The organism is Cupriavidus sp. SIMBA_020 (assembly GCF_046535395.1).
GTDB lineage: Bacteria > Pseudomonadota > Gammaproteobacteria > Burkholderiales > Burkholderiaceae > Cupriavidus > Cupriavidus campinensis.
In genome coordinates this window covers 358,700-378,936 of the sequence record NZ_JAWRWU010000001.1, presented here as the reverse complement: position 1 = coordinate 378,936, position 20,237 = coordinate 358,700, and the positions used below count along the sequence as shown (strand labels likewise).

Here is a 20,237-nt window from a genome sequence, read left to right as displayed (position 1 = left end):
TTCATGCCTAAGATGAAGACCAAGAAAAGCGCCTCCAAGCGCTTTACGGCGCGCCCGAACGGTTCGTTCAAGCGCGGCCAGGCCTTCAAGCGTCACATCCTGACCAAGAAGACCACCAAGAACAAGCGTCAACTGCGCGGCACCCAGGACGTCCATGAGACGAACCTGAAGTCGGTTCGCGCGATGATGCCCTACGCATAACCCAACGACAACGAAAGGAGTAATACATGCCTCGAGTCAAACGTGGGGTCACTGCACGGGCCCGTCACAAGAAAGTCATCGACGCTGCCAAGGGTTACCGCGGCCGTCGCAATAACGTCTATCGCATCGCCAAGCAGGCGGTCATGCGTGCTGGCCAGTACGCATACCGCGATCGTCGCAACAAGAAGCGCGTGTTCCGTGCGCTCTGGATTGCACGTATCAACGCGGCAACGCGTGAGCATGGCCTGACCTACAGCGTGTTCATGAACGGCCTGAAGAAGGCTTCGATTGAACTGGACCGCAAGGTGCTGTCGGACATGGCTATCCACGACAAGCCTGCCTTTGCCGCCATCGTCAACCAGGTGAAAGCCTCCGTTGCCTGATGCCGGCTGCGGAAGCGCCCCAGGGCGCTTCCGGGCAAGCGCCGACCGCCAGGTCTGCTGAAACGGGGCTCCTCACCGAGCCCCGTTTTCATTTCGAATGCCGTGTCATGCACAGTGAAACGGCACCCGAAATGAGATACCGCACACAGTGCTAACCCTTTCCACGATTGCCGTCATGTCCCTGGATCTGGATCAAATCGTCGCCGATGCACAGGCCGCCTTCGCCGCCGCCAACGACAACGCCACGCTGGAAAACGAAAAGGCCCGCTTCCTGGGCAAGACCGGGGCGCTGACCGAGCTGCTCAAGGGCCTGGGCAAGCTCGACCCCGAGGCGCGCAAGACCGAAGGCGCGCGCATCAACCAGGTCAAGCAGCAGGTGGAAGGTGCCCTGCAGGCGCGCCGCCAGGCGCTGGCCGATGCGCTGATGAACGCGCGCCTGGCCGCCGAGGCCATCGACGTGACGCTGCCCGGCCGCGCCGTGTCGCGCGGCAGCCTGCATCCGGTCATGCGCACGTGGGAGCGCGTGGAGCAGATCTTCGGCTCCATCGGCTTCGACGTGGCGGATGGTCCCGAGATCGAGACCGACTGGATGAACTTCACCGCACTGAACAACCCGGACAATCATCCGGCCCGTTCGATGCAGGACACGTTCTATGTGGACGGCCGCGACAGCGACGACAAGCTGCTGCTCCTGCGCACGCACACCAGCCCGATGCAGGTGCGCTACGCGCGCATGCACGTGCAGAAGCACGCCGGCAGGCCGATGCCGCCGATCAAGGTGATCTGCCCGGGCCGCACCTACCGTGTGGATAGCGACGCCACGCACTCGCCGATGTTCAACCAGGTGGAAGGGCTGTGGATTGGCGAGCATGTGAGCTTCGCCGACCTGAAGGGTGTCTACACCGATTTCCTGCGCAAGTTCTTCGAGCGCGATGACATCCAGGTGCGCTTCCGCCCGTCGTACTTCCCGTTCACCGAGCCGTCGGCGGAAATCGACATGGCCTTCGGCAGCGGCCGCTGGCTGGAGATCTCGGGCTCGGGCCAGGTGCATCCGAACGTGCTGCGCAACATGGGCCTCGACCCCGAGCGCTATATCGGCTTCGCGTTCGGCTCCGGCCTCGAGCGCCTGACGATGCTGCGCTATGGCATCAATGACCTGCGGCTGTTCTTCGAGGGCGACGTGCGCTTCCTGCGCCAGTTCGCCTGACCAGCCCCAGGCCGCATCGCTCATCGTCACAGAACATCACAGAATACCTACCGGATCAGAAGCGCCATGCAATTCTCGGAATCCTGGCTTCGTACTTTCGCCAATCCTGAAAAGATCTCTACCGACGCGCTGTCGCACAGCCTGACCATGGCCGGGCTCGAGGTGGAAGAGGTTGGCCCCGTTGCGCCGCCGTTCAGCAAGATCGTCGTGGCCCGTGTGCTGGCCACCGAGCGCCACCCCAACGCTGACCGCCTCAACGTCTGCCAGGTGGATGCCGGCACCGGCGAGACGCTCCAGATCGTCTGCGGCGCGCCTAACGTCAAGCCTGGCATCCTGGTGCCGTGCGCCATGGTCGGCGCCGTGCTGCCGCCGGCGGAAGCAGGCGGTGCGCCGTTCGAGATCAAGATCGGCAAGCTGCGCGGCGTGGAAAGCTACGGCATGCTGTGCTCGGCGCGCGAACTGAAGCTGTCCGAGGACCACGGCGGCCTGATGGTCCTGCCGGACGACGCCCCGGTCGGCCAGGATATTCGTCAGTATCTGGATCTGGATGATCAGATTTTCACGATCAAGCTGACGCCGAACAAGGCGGACTGCCTGTCGATCCACGGTGTGGCGCGTGAAGTTTCCGCGTTGACCGGCGCGACGCTGACGCTGCCGGACATGAAGCCGGTGGCCGTCACGCTCGCCGACAAACTGCCCGTGAAGATCTCGGCGCCGGACCTCTGCGGCCGTTTCTCGGGCCGCGTGATCCGTGGCGTGAACGCACGTGCCGCCACACCGGCGTGGATGGTGCAGCGCCTGGGGCGCTCGGGCCAGCGCAGCATCTCGGCGCTGGTGGACATCTCCAACTATGTGATGCTGGAGCTGGGCCGTCCGAGCCACGTGTTCGACCTCGACAAGATCCACGGCGGGCTGGACGTGCGCTGGGGCCGCAAGGGAGAGCAACTCAAGCTGCTGAACGGCAACACGGTCGACGTGGACGAGCAGGTGGGCGTGATCGCCGACGACAAGGAGATCGAAAGCCTGGCCGGCATCATGGGCGGTGACAGCACTGCTGTGTCGCTGGACACGACCAATATCTACCTGGAAGCCGCATTCTGGTGGCCGAACGCCATCCAGGGCCGCGCGCGCCGTTACAACTTCTCGACCGATGCCGCGCACCGCTTCGAGCGCGGCGTGGACTACGCCACGACGGTGGAGCACATCGAGCGCATTACCGCGCTGATCCTCGACATCTGCGGCGGCCAGGCCGGCCCGGTGGACGATCAGGTGGTGAACCTGCCCGAGCGCAAGCCGGTGAGCCTGCGCGTGGCGCGTGCCGAGCGCGTGCTGGGCATCGAGCTGTCGTCGGCAGAGATCGCCGACGTGTTCCAGCGCCTGAACCTGCTGTTCACGCGCTCGGAAGGTGCCGAGGGCGAGGTGTTTGCCGTCACGCCGCCGAGCTACCGCTTCGACATCGAGATCGAGGAAGACCTGATCGAGGAAGTGGCGCGTATCTATGGCTTCGAGCGGATTCCGGCGCTGCCGCCGATCGCCGAGAGCGAGATGCGTCCGACCAACGAGGCACGCCGCTCTACCCACGTGGTGCGTCACGCGCTGGCCGCCCGCGATTACCAGGAGGTGATCAACTTCGCCTTCGTGGAAGAGAAATGGGAGCGCGACTTCGCCAGCAACGACAACCCGATCCGCCTGCTGAACCCGATCGCGAGCCAGCTGGCCGTGATGCGTTCGACGCTGCTCGGCGGGCTGGTGGACAAGGTCCGTTACAACCTCAACCGCAAGGCCGCGCGCGTGCGCCTGTTCGAAGTGGGCCGGGTGTTCCATCGTGACGGAAACGTGACGGATGGCGGCCTGACCGTGGCCGGCTATCACCAGCCGATGGTGGCCGCCGGCATCGCCTACGGCCCGGCGTTCGACGAGCAGTGGGGCATCGCCACGCGTCCGGTGGACTTCTTCGACGTGAAGGGCGACGTGGAGTCGCTGTTCCACCCGCGTACGGCGCGCTTCGAGCCGGTGGCGCATCCTGCGCTGCATCCGGGCCGCGCGGCGCGCGTGATCGTGGACGGCAAGCCGGTTGGCGTAGTGGGCGAGCTGCACGCGCGCTGGCTCCAGGAATACGAACTGACCCAGGCGCCGGTAGCGTTCGAGCTGGACCTGGATGCGCTGCGCGACGTCGGTCTGCCGGCGTACACAGAGATCTCGAAGTTCCCGGCCGCCGTGCGCGACCTGGCCGTGGTGGTCAAGCAGTTGGTGCGCGTGCAGGACCTGCTCGATGCGATGCGCGCGGCGCTGGATCAAGGCGGTTTTGGCCACTACGTGCAGAGCCTGGCGCTGTTCGACGAATTCCGTCCGAAGGCGGCTTCCGCCGCGATCGGGGCCGACGAGAAAAGCCTTGCGTTCCGTGTGACGTTGCAAGATACTGGGGCGACCCTCCAGGACGAGACGGTCGACAGCGCAGTGCGCTGTATGATCGATGCACTGGCAGCGGGCTTCTCGGCCCGGCTGCGCGGATAGGTCGCTGAAACCTGGGGCGCCCGGGCACAGCTCCCGGGCGGATCGCCAGACAGACCTCAGAAGAGCGATCAAGAATGAACGATCGAGACGCGAATTCCATGAATGCTGCAGACCTGGGCGAGGTCAGCGATCGGCACGCCGACTCACTGGACGACGCATCGCCGGAAGCCCGCGCGACCGAAGTGCCCACCCTCACGAAGGCCGAACTCGCAGAGATGCTGTTCGACCAGGTTGGCCTGAACAAGCGTGAATCCAAGGACATGGTCGAAGCCTTCTTCGACGTGATTCGTGAAGCCTTGGAACACGGTGACAGCGTCAAGCTGTCCGGCTTCGGCAACTTCCAGTTGCGCGACAAGCCGCAGCGTCCGGGCCGCAACCCCAAGACGGGCGAAATCATCCCAATCACCGCGCGTCGCGTGGTGACGTTCCACGCCAGCCAGAAACTCAAGGGTCTGGTCGAGGAGCGCGCCGGTCTGGCGGTGCCGGGCTGACGTTCCGGCGCCCGGGTTTTCCCGCTGGCGCCTCCCGGCTCGTCGCGGTCGTCCGACACGCCACGCCCTTGCCTCGAACGGTGGATTGCCCGCGGCACTTGCAGTCTGTATCCTGCAATGCTCGCGCGCATGTCGCGCCAACCGAGTCGCGCCTTTCGGCCTGACGCCTGACTTCCCATCGCATGTCGGAAAAATCCAGCGAGCGCGTTGCGCTGCCGCCGATTCCCGCAAAACGCTACTTCACGATTGGCGAAGTGAGCGAGCTTTGCGCCGTCAAGCCGCACGTGCTGCGGTACTGGGAGCAGGAGTTCACCCAGCTCAAGCCGGTGAAGCGGCGCGGCAATCGGCGTTACTACCAGCATCACGAAGTGCTGCTGATCCGGCGTATTCGCGAGTTGCTGTACGAGCAGGGATTCACCATCAACGGGGCGCGCAACCGCCTCGATGATGGTCGCCATCATGGCCTCGGCGCGGCGCTGGAGGAGAGCGAGGCCGAGCCGATGGCGCCGGTTGCCACGGCGCCGGTGCTGTCGGTCGATCTCAATAGCTTGCGCGGTGAGCTGGTGGCAGTGCAAAACCTGCTGGCGCAATTGAAGGAGATCGCGCGGCATGGATAATTTTGCAATGCGCCGTGCCAATGACTAGCCACCAATGAATTGTTGCTGATATAATCTTTTGCTTCGGGGCGTAGCGCAGCCTGGTAGCGTACCTGCATGGGGTGCAGGTGGTCGGAGGTTCAAATCCTCTCGCCCCGACCAGACAAGAAACCCGCTTGGTGTCAAAGCCAAGCGGGTTTTTCTTTGGCGGGTTTTTTCGGCAATACGCGCGGGTCTGGTCGCCCGGCGCTTGATGCGCCGCAAAACTTCTTTACATTTCCTGCGTTCCCTCCCGCAGCGTCGTCGCCTAGCCTTGGACGATGATTTGAAACGCAGGGTGAGTCATGAGTTGGCGTGATATTTTCCTGATTGGTACCGGCTGGGTCGGTGCCTGCGTGGCGGTGGGCTGGCTGCTGACCACGGTGGTGAAGCTCCTCGAATGAACGGCGCGTTCCGCGCGCAATCCTCGACGAAACAACGCCGCCCGATTTTCTCGGCGCGGCGTTTTTCATTGTGGCCTGCCGCCCCAGCGTTTGAATGCACCGTGCAGGTCGCTTTGGTATAACCTGAAATCAGGGAACCCCCGCTCCTCCTGCGCGTCTCGCCATAGGAGAGCATCGCTGCGGGAGGGCGCGATGGGGCAACGTGAAATCAGGGCCTGCTGGTTTGGCGCGGGCGTGCTGGTTGGCGCGATGGCCGCGAGCCTGTGCGCAATGCGCGCCATGGCGCGCGCCCGGGCCGATGTGTCGGCAGATTTGTCGCCGGAAGTATCTCCGGAAGTATCTCCGGCCGCCTTGCCCGTCGAGGATGCCGCCCGGGCACCGTCTGCAGCGCCGGAGAGCGGCGCTGACATGTTCGAATACCGCGGCTTCGTGGTGCACCTGTTCTGGCAGGCGCTCGCCCCCGCCCGGTACAAGGCATGGTGCGATATCTGGGAGGCCGGCGCGGTGGTGCAGGAGGCGGGCGGCCCGCCGGCCACGTATCCGACTGCCGCCGAGGCACGCATGGCGGGCGGCGCGTGGGCGCGGCACTGGATCCAGAACAACGGCTGATGCAGCAGATCGGGTAAGACGCAGCCCGCCGCGTGGCCCGATCGATCCCAACCTATTCTCAACCTAACGCCGCCCGTGGCGCCCGCTATCCCGCCAAGGTAGGGGCCAAATGGCGGCCCTGCAAGGTGTGACGCGACAGACACACGTGTTACGATTTGCAGCGTCTTTTGGAGTCCGTGATGTTTGTATGTCAGAACCAACCCTGTGGTGCGCGATGGATGCCCGCCGAGGTGGTGATCAAGAACGAGGGGCAGGGCCCCATCTTCCGCTGCCCGCTCTGCGGCGCGCGCAACCGCCTGATGGCCTCGCACCGTGCGGACGGGAGCATCGACTACAAGCAACTCCGGCGCGAAGCCTCCGGCGCGGACGCCGCGCCGCCGAAGGCCCGACGGAGCTGATCGACGCAAGGGGGTCGACGCGCATGGCGAAAAGCAAGACGCCTCAAGCCGGCGACTGTGGGACCGTTAAGACGGAGATGGACATTAGCGACTTATCCCACGACGCCGCCTCCAATGCCGAACTCATTGGATGGTCAGGTGCATCCCCACAAGTGATTGCCCGCGTGCTCAATGCCGCGCTGGCCGCGCAGGACCTGTCCGGCTTCGCCGCATTGCTGTCCGACATCGCGCGCGACCGCGGCCTGAAGGGTGCGCGCGGCACGCACCAGTCGATCTACGACATGCCGTACGCAAGCCTGCTGCCACGTCAGAAGCACCTGCTGGCCGATGCGTTCGACCTCTTCCTCCGCCTGGGCCTGGAGTTCCGTGCGCGCGGCGACGGCAGCGACGACCTTGACGGCGCCGATGACGACGACCTGCCCGCACTGCGCGACATGGACGACGATGACGATGTCATCGACGCCGACGAGCGCTGATCTTCAGTTGTAACCGCTGAATCGCCGTCCACTGCCGCTCAGGCGCGCTCCAGCAAGCCGATTTCCTTCACCGCAACGGACAGCATCGACAACGCCGAGGCCCCCGTGGCGCCCGACGCGCGCTGGTCGGCCAGCATCTGCGCGAAGCGGTCCAGCGCCACCTGGCGGCTCTTGCGCCAGTCCTCGATCAGCGTCGGTGCGTCGTCCACCTCGCGCGACTGGCCCAGCACGCTGGTGGTCAGGGCGCGCTTGAGCCGGCCCAGGTCTTCCAGCGTGGTCGTGCGGGCGAGCAGGTCCCAGTGGGTGTCCGCCGGCAGCGAAAACGCGCGCTCGCGCAGCCAGCCGAAATTGAGTTCCGAATCGAGGGCGAAGTAGACCGCCGCCACGGTATCCAGGCTGCGCTGGCAGCTGGCCGCCACCTCGGCCACGTCGAGCGCGGCCGCGGCGGCATCGCTGGCCGCCACACGCAGGGCGAGGTCGTCATCCACACCGGCTTCGATCAGCGTCATTGCCCGCTCGGCCATGGCCTCGGCGCCCTCGGGCGGCAGCAGCTTGGGCAGCTGCGGCGTGAGCCAGCGCGCGGCTTCGACGAAGCGCGTCGCGCCCGGCTCCACCGTGCCGCCGCCACGCAGGTAGCGCACGAACCAGAGTGTGGCGCGCTCGAGCAGCCGCGCCAGCGCGCCGAACATCTGCGCCTGGATGGCGTCGTCCACACGGTTGTCGAAGGCGTCGATGCGCGCCCAGAGCCCGGACAGCCCGAACACGTCGCGCGCCAGCAGGCAGGCGCGCACGATGTCGGCCGGACGCCCGTCGGTCTCTTCCATCAGGTGATGGATGAAGGTCGGCCCCACGCGGTTCACGAGGATGTTGGTCAGGTGCGTGGCCAGGATCTCGCGCCGCAGCGGATGGCGCTGCATCGGCTCGGCATGGCGCACGCGCAGCGGCTCGGGGAAGTAGTCGGCCAGCAGCGTGGCGACGAGGGCGTCCTCGGGCAGGTCCGAGACCAGCAATTCGTCGTACAACCACATCTTGCTATAGGCCAGCAGCACCGCGCGTTCGGGCGAGGTCAGCCCCGCGCCGAGTGCCTTGCGTTCGGCGATCTCGTCCTCGGGGGGCAGGAATTCGAGCGGACGGTTGAGCCGGCCCGCGCGCTCCAGCCAGCGGATCAGCCGCGCTTCGGCGTCGAGCAGCTCCGTCGCCTGACGGCCCGCCACGGAGAGCGCCTGGGTCTGGTAGTAGTTGTCCTGCAGCACCAGCAGGCCCACCTCGTCGGTCATCTCGGCCAGCAGCGTGTTGCGCTGCTTGATGGTCATCTCGCCATCGGCCATCACGATGCCTAGCAGAATCTTGATATTGACCTCGTGATCGGAGCAATCGACGCCGGCCGAATTGTCGATGGCATCGGTATTGATCCGGCCCCCGTTGCGCGCGAACTCGATGCGCCCAAGCTGGGTGAAGCCGAGGTTGCCGCCTTCTCCCACCACCTTGCAGCGCAGTTCGGCGCCATTCACGCGCACCGCGTCGTTGGTGCGGTCGCCGGCCTGCTGGTGGGTCTCGGACGTCGCCTTGACGTAGGTGCCGATGCCGCCGTTGTAGAGCAGGTCGACGGGCGCCATCAGCAGCGCGTGGATCAGGTCCGCCGGCGACAGCGTGCTGGCCGTGATGCCCAGCGCCGCCTGCACCTGCGGCGTGAGGGCGATGGTCTTGGCGGTGCGCGGATAGATGCCGCCGCCCGCCGAGATCAGCGCGGTGTCATAGTCGGCCCAGCTTGAGCGGGGCAGGGCGAACAGGCGCGCGCGCTCGGCCAGGCTCCTGGCACAGTCGGGGTCCGGATCGAGGAAGATGTGCCGATGATCGAACGCGGCCAGCAGCTTGATGTGCGGAGAAAGCAGCATGCCGTTGCCGAACACGTCACCGGACATGTCGCCAATGCCGACCACCGTGAACGGCGTGGTCTGGATATCGACGCCCATCTCGCGGAAATGGCGCTTCACGCTCTCCCACGCCCCGCGCGCGGTGATCGCCATCTTCTTGTGGTCGTAGCCGACCGAGCCGCCCGAGGCGAAGGCGTCGTCCAGCCAGAACCGGTACTCGCCCGAGATGGCGTTGGCGTAGTCCGAGAACGTGGCGGTGCCTTTGTCCGCGGCCACCACGAGGTAGGGGTCCGATTCGTCGTGGCGCACCACCTCGGGCGGCGGCACGATCTCGCCGGAGACGAGGTTGTCAGTCAGGTCGAGCAGCCCGCGCAGGAAGGTCTGGTAGCAGGCCACGCCCTCGGCCAGATAGGCGTCGCGGTCGGTGGCGGGCGGCGGGCGCTTGACCACGAAGCCGCCTTTCGAGCCCACCGGCACGATCACCACGTTCTTCACCATCTGCGCCTTCATCAGGCCCAGCACCTCGGTGCGGAAGTCCTCGCGCCGGTCCGACCAGCGCAGCCCGCCCCGGGCCACGCGGCCGCCGCGCAGGTGCACGCCCTCCACGCGCGGCGAGTAGACCCAGATCTCGAACATCGGCCGTGGCTCGGGCAGGCCCTGCACCAGCGCCGGATTGAACTTGAACGAGACGTAGGGGCGCGGCTGGCCATCCGCGTCGCGATGGAAGTAGTTTGTACGTACCGTGGCCGCGATCACGTTCAGGAACAGGCGCAGGATGCGGTCCTCGTCGAGATTGGGCACCTTGTCGAGCGCGGCGTCGATCTCGGCCAGCAGGCGCTGGGTGCGCGTCTCGTCACCCGGCGTGGCCACGGCCGGGTCGAAGCGGGCCACGAACAGCGCCACCAGCAGCGCGGCGATATTCGGATTGCTGGTCAGCGCGCGCTCGATATAGGCATTGCTGAAGGTGGAGCCCACCTGTCGCAGGTACTTGGCGTAGGCGCGCAGGATGGTCACGTCGCGCGCGGCCAGCCCGGCGCGCAGCACGAGGCGGTTGAAATCGTCGTTTTCGATCTCGCCGTTCCAGGCCCGCGCGAAGGCGTCCTCGAACAGGGGCTTCACGCGCTCGATCTCCACGTCCAGGGGCCGCCCATCGGCGTCGGCGGCAATCTCGAGGCCGAAATCGTGGATCCACACCGGCGCACCGGCATCGGGCTCGATCAGGTAGGGGCGCTCCTCGTCCACGCGCACGCCCAGATGTTCGAGCATCGGCAGGCTCAGGGACAGCGCGATGGGCTCGCCGGCGCGGAACACCTTGAAGCGGAACGCGCCCGGCGCAGCCTCGATGGGCCGGTACAGGTTCATGGCGAGGCCGCTCGGGTGCTGGCGCGCGTACTCCATCAGCTCGATGTCGCGTACGGCGGTGCGGGCGGCGTAGTCCTCGCGGTAGCCGGCGGGGAAGGCGTCGCAGTAGCGGCGCAGCAGCACGATGCCTTGTTCCTCGCCCCGGCTGACGTGGAGCGCGGTGGCCAGGTCGTCCTGCCAGCGGCGCGTGGCCTGCACGATGCGCGCTTCCAGCTCGCGCGTATCCACCTCGGGCATGGCGCCCGGCTCGCCGCGCACGGTCAGCTGGATGCGCGCCAGCGGGGATTCCGACAACAGCGGCGTGAACTCGCAGCCGGTGCCATGGAACGCCTCCATCAGCAGCTTCTGGATGCGCTGGCGCAGGTCGGTGTTGTACTTGTCGCGCGGCACGAAGACCAGGCACGAGATAAAGCGGTCGAAGCGGTCGCGCCGCACAAAGAGCCGGATGCGCTGGTGCTCCTGCAGCCGCAGGATGCCGATGGCGATCTCGAACAGCTCGTCCTCGTCGGCCTGGAACAGGTCATCGCGCGGATACTGCTCGAGGATGGTGACCAGCGACTTGTACAGGTGGCCCTTGGTCAGGAAGCCGGCGCGCGCCAGGATATTGGCGCACTTGCGCCGCGCCAGCGGGATCTCGCTGGTGCTGACCATATAGGCCGAGGACGTGTACAGCCCCACGAAGCGCCGTTCGCCGAACAGCTTGCCGTTGGCGTCGAGCAGCTTCACGCCCACATAGTCGAGGTAGCCGGGCCGATGCACGGTCGCGCGCGAGTTGGCCTTGGTCAGGAAGATCGGCGAGGCCCCTTCGATGACGCTCGCGGCGGCGGCGGGCAGCGGGGTCAGGTCGTCCTCGCCCGGCTCGCGCAGCGCCTCGCGCAGGATGCCCGCGCCCGAGCCCGGTACGCCGCGCAGGAAGTACTGCCCGTCGCGCGGCACCAGCTCGTAGTCGCGCTGGCCGAGGAAGGTGAAATGGTCGTCCAGCATCCATTCGAGGAAGGCGCGCGCCTCGACCGATTCCGCGCTCGCGGCGTCCGGCGCGTGGCCCATGCTGGCGATGGTGTCCTCAGCCACCTGCTGCATGCGCGGCCAGTCTTCCACGGCGGCGCGCACGTCGCCGAGGATGCGGGCGATGCCGGTGCGCAGCGTCTCCAGCCGGGCACCTTCGCCGGTACGGTCCACCTCGAAATGCATGAACGATTCGAGCCGGCAGGTGGTGTTGCCGGCCGGGTCGGCGTCGTTCCGCCCGCCCAGGCCCACCCGCAGGATCGTCCCCTTGGCGTCGCGGCAGATGTTGAAGACCGGGTGGATGGTGGAGTGGAGCGTCAGGCCGAGCCGGTTGATCTCCATCGTGATCGAATCGACCAGGAACGGCATGTCGTCGTTGACGATCTCGATGATCGTATGGTCAGAGTGCCAGCCGTGTTCCTCGAGCTTCGGGTTGTAGACCCGTACGCGCGCGGTGCCGGGCACGAACTTCTGGGCGGTCTGCCAGTGGGCCATGATCGCGCCGTAGAGGTCCGCTACGTTGCGCGCGAGCAGGTCCTCGGCATCGGCCAGGTCGTAGTAGTGGCGCAGCAGGGGTTCCAGCAGCCCGAAGGTGGCGGCGGGGAGCCGCTCGCGCGCGAGCGCGACGAGGTCATCCAGCAACTGCGCGACTTTTTCTTCGTTTTCCGGAGGCATGGCATCTCCTCGGCGTGTGCCGGTGCATGCTCATACTGTAGGAAAGTTTTGACCTGCCCGGGTGACAAAACCACGCCAGCGGGCAGGTGAGACGGGCGAGGCGCCCGGGGGATCAGATGCGGGTCAAGCGATTCACGCGATTCACGCGGCCACGGCGCGCAGCGCGGCGCGGCTGACCTCGGGCGGCACGACCACGGAGCTTTCGGAGCGCTCCCATGCCGCATTGCGGCGATGCCGCTCGGCATGGTCCTCCAGCGTGCCGGTCATGCGATGCAGCAGGCCGGTCAGCGCCACGCGCTCCTCGGCATTGAACTGGCCCACCGAGACCGAGTGCAGGGCCTTCACGCCCTGGCCGGCACGGTCCAGCCGCGCGGCGGCGCTGGCCGCGATGCGCGGGGCGCCATTGGCCTCGAACGCCAGCCAGCCTTCTTCGCGCAGCTCGGTGAGCAGGCGTTCGGTCTGGGCCACGTCCATGAACACGGCGGTCGACAACGGCAATCCGCGTCGGAAGGTGCCGGTGTGGATGGCGCGCAGCAACAGCCATTTCGGATAGGTCAGCCCCGAGACAGACAAGGTCTGTTCGAGGGCGGCTTGCCACGCGGTAACGGCGTCGACAAGCGCGAGCACGATCGGCTCATTGATTTCGAGTGCTTTCGGCTGCATTGGCTCAGGTCTCCCAATCTGGGTTTGCCGCCTGCTTGCATCGTCTGTGCATGGGCCGGTGCATTGGCCGGCCCGGGCGGCACCGGTGCCTGCCTCTGTTCATGGGCGGGTCATCCGGTAGGCGAGACACTACCAGTAATGTCTATACATTGGTGTGACAGATCGGGTAAGTCCTAATCAGCCTTTTGCACGAGGTGCCGTGCGCAACCCGTGGCGGGGGAAAAGTGGGGCCAAAAACAAAACAGCCCGCGACATGCGCGGGCTGTTTTCGTCAAACGACGACCTTGGTCGATTATTGCTTCTTGGCGCCGTCGGTATAGACGTCGGGCTTGCCGGACTTCGCGCCATCGGTGTACGGGTCAGCCTTGCCGACCTTGGCACCGTCCGTGTACGGATCGGCCTTCTTCGGGGCGAGATCGGTCTGGGTGGATTTCTTCGCGCCGTCGGTGTACGGGTCGAACTTGCCGGCCTTGGCCGTGTTGGCGTGCGGGCTGGCCTTCTTGGTATGGCTGCCGCTGTGGATGTCGCCGCCGTCCGTGTAGTTCTTCTGTGCGTGCGCCAGCTGCATGGTGCCCAGGCCAGCCAGCGCAGCAATGATCAGGGTCGGTACGGTCTTCTTCAGCATCTTCAATCCTCGCAGGTAATGCGCCATATCCGGGAATTCATCCGATTTCGTCAGATTCCGTGCAGATACGGCAGATGAGAAAAATGGCTTTGTTATTACTGTACCGGGGTGCGCGTGCAGCAGCCAGCAATTTTGTAGAAACTGCGCTCGGGAGATGCTGCCGCCACGCCACGGTGGCGGCAGCACAGGCAGGTATTACTCCAGCGTGATGTTCTGGTCTACCGCGATCTTCTTGCGGAGGTCCAGTTCGCGCTTGATCTGGGCGGCGTACTGCTGCGAGGTGTTGCCGTCCGGGTAGGCGCCGCTGTCATGCAGGCGCTTCTTCACGGCGGGGTCCTGAAGTGCCTTGATCGCCGCATCGTGGATCTTGGCGACGATGGCGGGCGGCGTGCCGGCCGGTGCCACCAGCCCGTACCAGGCCATGTTGTTCATGTCCTTCATGCCTTCTTCGGCGAAGGTCGGCACGTCGGGCAGGCCCTCCACGCGCTTGGGCGCGGCTACGGCCAGCGCGCGCAGGCGGCTGGACTGGATGAACGGCATGGACGACGGCAGGTTGTCGAACTGGGCGTTGACCTGGCCAGCCAGCGTGTCATTCAGCGCGGGGCCCGATCCACGGTACGGAATGTGGACCATGTCGGCCTTGGTGAGGTACTTGAACAGCTCGCCATCCAGGTGCGAAATGCTGCCCTTGCCGGCCGAGGCGTAGCTGTACTTGCCCGGGTTGGCCTTCAGCAGCGCGACGAATTCCTTGAGATTCTTGGCCGGCACCTTGGGGTTCACGGTCAGCACGTTCGGCACGTTCACCAGGTTGGTGATCGGCGCGAAGTCCTTGATCGGATCGTACGGATTCTTGGCGTTGGTGGCGGGGTTGGTCGCCATCGTGCTCACAGTGGCGATGCCGAGCGTGTAGCCGTCCGGCGCGGACTTGGCCAGCGCATCGGCGCCGATCGCGCCGCCGCCACCGCCACGGTTCTCCACCACCACGGGCTGGCCCAGTTCACGGCCCAGCGCGTCGGACACGGCGCGTCCGACGATGTCGGTGGTGCCGCCCGCCGCGAACGGTACGATCAGGCGAATCGGCTTGTTGGGATACGCCTGCGCGTGGGCGATGCCCGCTTGCGCCAGACCCAGCATGGCCAGGGCGACGGCCGCGCCCGCTTTCAGAACTGCTTTCAAGAGATGCCTCCGATATTGTCTTGGTTCCGCAATACGGAACTTCGTTCCGTGATGTGCGTCGACAGGCATTCAACCCTGAAAGGGTTCTGTAGGGAAATCGGTGAGAACCCGGTGGGCGGGCGGGAAAGTGCGGCGCAATGCCGCTGAGGCAAAGCAAACCGGGTGCTGCAAAGCAAAAAGCCCGGAACCTTGTGGATTCCGGGCTTTTCTGAATTCGCTGGTGGGGCGTGAGTGACTCGAACACTCGACCTACGGATTAAGAGTCCGCTGCTCTACCAACTGAGCTAACGCCCCAACGAAGAAAAAGATTGTAGCAAGGTACCGAATACGACGCAAGTCCCTCGGCGCATTTTTTTGCACCGCAATGCCAGCGGATTACAATGCGCGCACTTCGGCTTTCGGGCATCTCCATGCACGCGCGCGTTCTGCGGTATTTCGACGAGGTGGTCCGGCGCGGCTCCATCCGCCGCGCGGCCGAGCATCTGCACGTGGCGCCGACGGCCATCAATCGCCAGATCCTCGATCTGGAGGCCGAGCTGGGTGCGCCGCTGTTCGAGCGCATCCACAAACGGCTGCACCTCACCCCGCTGGGCGAGATAGTGCTCGCCCATGTGCGCCAGACGCTACGCGAGCACGATGCGCTCCAGGCGCGCATCGCCGAGATCAAGGGCGCGCGGCGCGGCATGGTCACCGTGGCCACCACCTCCGGGCTGGCCGGCGCGCTGATGCCCTCGCTCGTCCACGACTTCCGCCAGCAGCACCCGGGCATTGCCGTACGCGTGGCGGACCTGCCGGTGGACGGCATTGTCGCCGCGGTGGAGCAGGGCGGTGCCGACCTCGGGCTCGGCTACGACCTGCCCGAGGTGGCCGCCTTCCGCGTGGCCGCAAGCCGGGACTGGTCGATTGGCGCGGTGGTTGCGCCGGGGCATCCGCTGGCCGCGCAGTCATCTGCGCTGCTCGCCGAGGTGGCCGGCTACCCGCTGATCCTCCCCGCGCCGACGCTGTCGATCCGCGCCCTCGTGGACGATGCCTTCGCCCGCCAATCCATCGACGTCACACCGGCCGTGGAATCGACCTCCGTGGTACTGATCCAGCGCCTGGCGGCGGCCGGCGCCGGCGTGGCGCTGCTCAATCCGCTCGATGTGATGGAAGACCGCGCGCGCGGCACGCTGGTCTTCGTGCCGCTGCGCGACGGCGGCCTGCAGCGCCAGACCCTGCGGCTGGTGGCGCGGGCGCGCGGGCCGATGAGTGCGGCGGGCGAGATGATGGCGCAGGCCATCGGCACGGCGCTGGACGGGCTGTTCCGCTGACTGGCCGGGTGGTTGCGGCGGGGTGTCCACAAATTGTGGACAGCTACGTCGAAATTTGACGCTTTGGCGCGATGGGTGGCGCCAGTAGACTCCGGGGTGTCCGCAACTTCGATACACCTTCGCCATGACCCTGATCCTCCAGCACGCCGATGTCCTAGTGACCATGGACGCGCAGCGCCGCGAAATCGCGGACGGCGCGCTGGTCGCCAGCGGTGCCGCCATCGAATGGGTCGGTCCCACCGCCGAGCTGCCGGAAGCCTGGCGGCGCATGGCCGACGAAGGCCGCGCCGAGGTCATCGACATGCGTGGCCACGTGGTCATGCCGGGGCTGGTGAATACGCACCATCACATGTACCAGAGCCTGACGCGCGCCGTGCCGGCCGCGCAGGATGCCGAGCTGTTCTCGTGGCTGACCAACCTCTACATGCTGTGGTCGCACCTGACGCCTGAGATGATCCGGGTGTCCACGCAGACGGCGATGGCCGAGCTGATGCTGTCCGGCTGCACCACGACGAGCGATCACCTCTACCTGTATCCGAACGGCGCGCGGCTGGATGATTCGATTGAGGCGGCGCAGCAGATGGGCATGCGCTTCCACGCGGCGCGCGGCTCGATGAGCGTCGGGCGCAGCCAGGGCGGCCTGCCGCCGGACGTGGTAGTGGAGTCGGAGGCCGCCATCCTGCGCGACAGCCAGCGGCTGGTGGAGCAGTACCACGACGATTCCCGCCACGCCATGCTGCGCATGGTGCTGGCGCCGTGCTCGCCGTTCTCGGTCTCGCGCGACCTGATGCGCGAGTCTGCGGTCATGGCGCGGCACTACGGCGTCTCCCTGCATACCCACCTGGCCGAGAACGACAACGACATCGCCTATTCGCGTGAGAAATTCGGCCTCACGCCGGCGCAGTACGCCGAGGAGCTGGGCTGGGTCGGGCACGATGTCTGGCACGCGCACTGCGTGAAGCTGGACGAGGAGGGCGTGGCGCTGTTCGCGCGCACCGGCACGGGCGTGGCCCATTGCCCGTGCTCGAATATGCGGCTGGCGTCTGGCATCGCGCCGATCCGGCGGATGCGGGATGCCGGTGTGCCGGTGGGGCTGGGCGTGGACGGCAGTGCATCGAACGATGGCGCCCATATGCTGGGCGAGGCGCGCCAGGCCATGCTGCTCCAGCGCGTGGGCTTTGGCCCGGCGGCGATGAGTGCGCGTGAGGCGCTGGAGATTGCCACGCTCGGCGGCGCGCGGGTGCTGAACCGTGACAACATCGGTGCGCTGGCGCCGGGCATGTCGGCGGACATTGTCGCCTTCGACATGTCGGGCGTGGGCTACGCGGGCGCCGGGCATGATCCGGTGGCGGCGCTGGTCTTCTGCACGCCGGGCAACGTGGCCACGAGCATCATCAATGGCCGCGTGGTGGTTCGCGATGGCGAACTGCTGACAGCCGACCTCCCCGTGGTGCTTGGCGATCACCGCCGGCTGGCGCGCACGCTGTTCGAGCGGGCGGCCGGCGCGGATTGATGCAAGCGCGCCTGGAGGGGCCGAGAATAAGAAAAGCCCGGAATCATTGCTGATTCCGGGCTTTTGAATTCGCTGGTGGGGCGTGAGTGACTCGAACACTCGACCTACGGATTAAGAGTCCGCTGCTCTACCAACTGAGCTAACGCCCCAACGAAGACCGAGATTTTATCACCGTTTTCGGCGTTGTCAAATATTCCATGCATCGCCCCGCGCCAGTGGCGCTCACGGCATTGTCATGTCGCCGTGCGACCCTGTCGCGCTCGGCGCCATGCCGACGGAACTTGCACGCCGTCGCGCTGGTCAGTGAGACGAATCGCATTCACATGGCACAGTGCAGGGGATCGCAGACGATAGGCGTCGAGCCATGTTAGGATGCTTCTCCACTTGCATATGGAGGGCTGTGATGATGGAAATCAAATTCCAAGAGCAAGATCGCTACGACATCAATAATGAGGGCCTGCTGTTCCACGCGATTGTCGATGGTGAGCAAGTGACCTGCGTGGTGACACGCGAGGCGCTGTGGGAAGGCTTCAGTGCCGACCAGGTGCTGTCGCTGGAAGAGGCGTTCCGCGCGGGCCGTGACACCATCGAGCGCGCCGCCGTGGTACTGATCGAGCAGGGCGTGCCCCAGCCGGTCGTGGTGAAGCGCGCCCACGTGGCGCCAGTCTGATGGCGCCGGCAACGGCGTCCGTGTAAGGCGACGGCAGCAACCCTCCGCCGCCGGTTTCGGCACGGTTTCCCTACCGGCCGGCGCACATTCTGGCTTAGATCCCTTAGTTTTTCGCGGTTTTTCTACCGGTTCAGGGCCTCGGTCTTGGCGGTTTCATGCATGCCGGTCTCCGGTGCGCCAGCCGCTTCGGCATCCGCTGGTACCGGTGTGGGCGCTTCTGCGCCACCGGGCTGCTGTGCGCATTCCTCGAAGATGCGCACGCGGCATTGCGCGCAGATTTCCGGCGACAGTTGCCGGACGATCGTGTGCAGTGCCTGCCGCTTGGTCTGGAAGATATGGTCGCGGCCGAGCTGGTCGGTGAAACCGGTCTGCTCCCAGGTCTCCAGCACCTGCGTGCGCGGGCGGTGGAAGTAGAGGTCGCCGCCGGCTGCGCGCCGCTCGGCGAGTTCCGTCTCCCACATCTCGGCGCCGGCCAGGTCGATGAAGTTCATGCTCTTGGTCATCGCCAGCAGGCGCGTCTGGCCGGGGTTGACCGTGCGCAGCCAGTGCAGCCGGTCTGTCACGTATTGCACCGCGCCGAAGTAGATCGCGCCTTCCATGCGCAGCAGCTTCAGCTGCGGGCATTCGGGCTGCGGGCGGCGGAGTTCGTCGAGGGGGGTGAAGCGGCGGCCGGGGTCGTCGGCGTCGGGCACGAGGCTGCGCACTGCGGGACGCGAGGTGCGATACAGGTAAGCCACCAGCGACAGGATGGTGCCGAGCAGCACGGCCATCTCCAGCCGGATCACCAGCGTGGCGGCGAAGGTGCCCACCGCGATGGCGAATTCCGTGCGCGAGAGGCTGGCGATGCGGCGCAGCCGCGCTAGATCGAGCAGGCCCCAGGCCACGAGCAGCAGCATCGCCGCGATGGCCGCCAACGGAATCTGCGCCAGTAGCGGGGCGCTGACCATGACCAGCACCACCAGCAGCACCGCCGAGAACACGCTGGCCAGCGGCGTCTGCGCGCCGGCCTCGAAGTTCGGCATCGACCGGTTCAGCGAGCCGCATGAGATATAGCCCGAGAACAGCCCGCCCGCGATATTGGACAGCCCCTGGCCGATGAACTCGCGGTTGGCATCCACATGCTGGCCCGAGCGCGCCGCCACGGCCTTGGCGATCGAGATCGACTGCCCGAGCGCGACGATGGTCAGCGCGGCGGCAATGCCGAGCAGGTCCGGCACGGTGCGCCAGTTGATGTCCGGCACCTGGAAGGGCGGCAGGGCCGACGGAATCGGCCCGATCACATTCACATGCTGCGCGCCTTCCCAGTGGTTGAGCGCCAGCGCCACGCCGAAGCCGCCCACCAGGCCGATCAGCATGAACGGCAGCCGGCGCGAGATGCGCCGCACCATCAGCGTGACCGCCAGCGTGACCGCGCCGACGATGACAGCGCTCCAGTTGATCGTGGCGGCATTCTCGAACAGGAAGCGGACCACGCCGAACGCGCTGGTGCCAGTGGGTACCGCCAGCCCGAACAGGTCCTTGAGCGCATAGAGCCCGATCAGCGTGGCCGCGCCGCAGGTGAAGCCGAGCAGCACCGACGGCGAGATGAAGTTGGCCAGCGACCCCAGCCGCAGCGCGCCTACCGCCAGCTGCAACACCCCCACGAGGATCGTCACGGCCAGCGCCAGCGCGATATAGGCGGGACTGCCCACGAACGCCACCGGACTCAGCATGGCGAACAGCGCCAGCGAGTTGGCATTGGTCGGCCCGGACATCACATGCCAGCTCGACCCGAACAGCGCCGCCACGATGCACGGCACCACGGCGGTATAGATGCCGTATTGCGGCGGCAGGCCGGCCAGCGTGGCAAACGCCACGCCCTGCGGCAGCACCAGCACGCTGCCAAGCAGCCCGGCGATGAGATCGGCGCGCAGCGTGGCCGGCGTCACGCGGCGGCGCCACGGGAACAGCCGGAGCAGGCGGTTCCCGGCATCCGCCGCCGGTTTAGGGGAATGGGGGGATTGTGGGGAAAGCGGGGGCGCGGTCATCCGGCGATGATGCCGCAGC

17 protein-coding genes and 3 tRNA genes are annotated in these 20,237 nt (G+C 66.4%); 13 read left to right on the top strand and 7 right to left on the bottom strand.

Going from position 1 to position 20,237, the window contains the following annotated elements; translation table 11 throughout:
- Nucleotides 1-3 precede the first annotated feature (3 nt).
- The 10 genes from rpmI to SB751_RS01670 all read left to right on the top strand — a co-directional run bounded on the left by rpmI (nucleotide 4) and on the right by SB751_RS01670 (nucleotide 7,318).
- Nucleotides 4-201, top strand: coding sequence for a 50S ribosomal protein L35 (gene rpmI, locus SB751_RS01715; RefSeq protein WP_006575466.1), 198 nt, complete (start codon nucleotides 4-6; stop codon nucleotides 199-201).
- A gap of 26 nt (nucleotides 202-227) precedes the next feature.
- Nucleotides 228-584, top strand: coding sequence for a 50S ribosomal protein L20 (rplT, locus tag SB751_RS01710; protein WP_092292801.1), 357 nt, complete (start codon nucleotides 228-230; stop codon nucleotides 582-584).
- A gap of 181 nt (nucleotides 585-765) precedes the next feature.
- Nucleotides 766-1,791 carry a phenylalanine--tRNA ligase subunit alpha gene (gene pheS / locus SB751_RS01705; protein ID WP_250025345.1) on the top strand — a complete coding sequence of 342 codons (1,026 nt, stop codon included), beginning with the start codon at nucleotides 766-768 and terminating at the stop codon, nucleotides 1,789-1,791.
- 66 nt (nucleotides 1,792-1,857) lie between these two features.
- The gene (gene pheT / locus SB751_RS01700) at nucleotides 1,858-4,305 is read left to right on the top strand and encodes a phenylalanine--tRNA ligase subunit beta (protein WP_410747745.1); all 2,448 of its coding nucleotides are present in this window, start codon (nucleotides 1,858-1,860) and stop codon (nucleotides 4,303-4,305) included.
- A gap of 74 nt (nucleotides 4,306-4,379) precedes the next feature.
- The gene (locus tag SB751_RS01695) at nucleotides 4,380-4,796 is read left to right on the top strand and encodes an integration host factor subunit alpha (protein ID WP_144195859.1); all 417 of its coding nucleotides are present in this window, start codon (nucleotides 4,380-4,382) and stop codon (nucleotides 4,794-4,796) included.
- A gap of 182 nt (nucleotides 4,797-4,978) precedes the next feature.
- Nucleotides 4,979-5,413, top strand: a complete 435-nt coding sequence (locus SB751_RS01690) for a MerR family transcriptional regulator (RefSeq protein WP_144195857.1) — start codon at nucleotides 4,979-4,981, stop codon at nucleotides 5,411-5,413.
- Nucleotides 5,414-5,477: 64 nt separating this feature from the next.
- A tRNA-Pro gene (locus SB751_RS01685) sits at nucleotides 5,478-5,554 on the top strand.
- A gap of 473 nt (nucleotides 5,555-6,027) precedes the next feature.
- Nucleotides 6,028-6,444: a hypothetical protein gene (locus SB751_RS01680; RefSeq protein WP_144195855.1), complete on the top strand. Its 417-nt coding sequence runs from the start codon at nucleotides 6,028-6,030 to the stop codon at nucleotides 6,442-6,444.
- 179 nt (nucleotides 6,445-6,623) lie between these two features.
- A complete protein-coding gene (locus SB751_RS01675) occupies nucleotides 6,624-6,842 on the top strand; it encodes a hypothetical protein (RefSeq protein ID WP_144195853.1) in 219 nt (72 codons plus the stop codon).
- Between the two features lie 77 nt (nucleotides 6,843-6,919).
- Nucleotides 6,920-7,318 (top strand): hypothetical protein, encoded by a 399-nt coding sequence (locus SB751_RS01670; protein ID WP_144195850.1) that lies wholly within the window; start codon nucleotides 6,920-6,922, stop codon nucleotides 7,316-7,318.
- A 38-nt stretch (nucleotides 7,319-7,356) separates the two neighbouring features.
- On the opposite strand, the gene SB751_RS01665 is transcribed toward SB751_RS01670, so the two are convergent.
- The 5 genes from SB751_RS01665 to SB751_RS01645 all read right to left on the bottom strand — a co-directional run bounded on the left by SB751_RS01665 (nucleotide 7,357) and on the right by SB751_RS01645 (nucleotide 14,992).
- The gene (locus SB751_RS01665) at nucleotides 7,357-12,234 is read right to left on the bottom strand and encodes an NAD-glutamate dehydrogenase (protein WP_313816944.1); all 4,878 of its coding nucleotides are present in this window, start codon (nucleotides 12,232-12,234) and stop codon (nucleotides 7,357-7,359) included.
- A gap of 141 nt (nucleotides 12,235-12,375) precedes the next feature.
- Complete coding sequence (locus SB751_RS01660) at nucleotides 12,376-12,897, bottom strand: MarR family transcriptional regulator (RefSeq protein WP_144195846.1); 522 nt, start codon at nucleotides 12,895-12,897, stop codon at nucleotides 12,376-12,378.
- A 292-nt stretch (nucleotides 12,898-13,189) separates the two neighbouring features.
- Complete coding sequence (locus tag SB751_RS01655; protein WP_144195844.1) at nucleotides 13,190-13,522, bottom strand: hypothetical protein; 333 nt, start codon at nucleotides 13,520-13,522, stop codon at nucleotides 13,190-13,192.
- 195 nt (nucleotides 13,523-13,717) lie between these two features.
- Entirely contained in the window at nucleotides 13,718-14,698 is a 981-nt protein-coding gene (locus SB751_RS01650) for a Bug family tripartite tricarboxylate transporter substrate binding protein (protein ID WP_144195842.1), read from the bottom strand.
- Between the two features lie 218 nt (nucleotides 14,699-14,916).
- Nucleotides 14,917-14,992: transfer RNA gene (locus SB751_RS01645), tRNA-Lys, on the bottom strand.
- Between the two features lie 116 nt (nucleotides 14,993-15,108).
- On the opposite strand from SB751_RS01645, the gene SB751_RS01640 reads away from it, so the two are divergent.
- Together SB751_RS01640 and SB751_RS01635 are read left to right on the top strand one after the other, a co-directional pair.
- Nucleotides 15,109-16,008, top strand: a complete 900-nt coding sequence (locus SB751_RS01640; protein WP_410747744.1) for a LysR family transcriptional regulator — start codon at nucleotides 15,109-15,111, stop codon at nucleotides 16,006-16,008.
- A 124-nt stretch (nucleotides 16,009-16,132) separates the two neighbouring features.
- Nucleotides 16,133-17,521: an 8-oxoguanine deaminase gene (locus SB751_RS01635; RefSeq protein ID WP_410747743.1), complete on the top strand. Its 1,389-nt coding sequence runs from the start codon at nucleotides 16,133-16,135 to the stop codon at nucleotides 17,519-17,521.
- A 73-nt stretch (nucleotides 17,522-17,594) separates the two neighbouring features.
- Here the strand turns inward: SB751_RS01635 and SB751_RS01630 are convergent.
- Nucleotides 17,595-17,670 (bottom strand) — tRNA-Lys (locus tag SB751_RS01630).
- A 257-nt stretch (nucleotides 17,671-17,927) separates the two neighbouring features.
- On the opposite strand from SB751_RS01630, the gene SB751_RS01625 reads away from it, so the two are divergent.
- Nucleotides 17,928-18,191, top strand: a complete 264-nt coding sequence (locus SB751_RS01625) for a DUF1488 domain-containing protein (protein WP_061959393.1) — start codon at nucleotides 17,928-17,930, stop codon at nucleotides 18,189-18,191.
- Between the two features lie 122 nt (nucleotides 18,192-18,313).
- On the opposite strand, the gene SB751_RS01620 is transcribed toward SB751_RS01625, so the two are convergent.
- Nucleotides 18,314-20,218: a SulP family inorganic anion transporter gene (locus SB751_RS01620; protein ID WP_144195836.1), complete on the bottom strand. Its 1,905-nt coding sequence runs from the start codon at nucleotides 20,216-20,218 to the stop codon at nucleotides 18,314-18,316.
- Nucleotides 20,219-20,237: the final 19 nt, after the last annotated feature.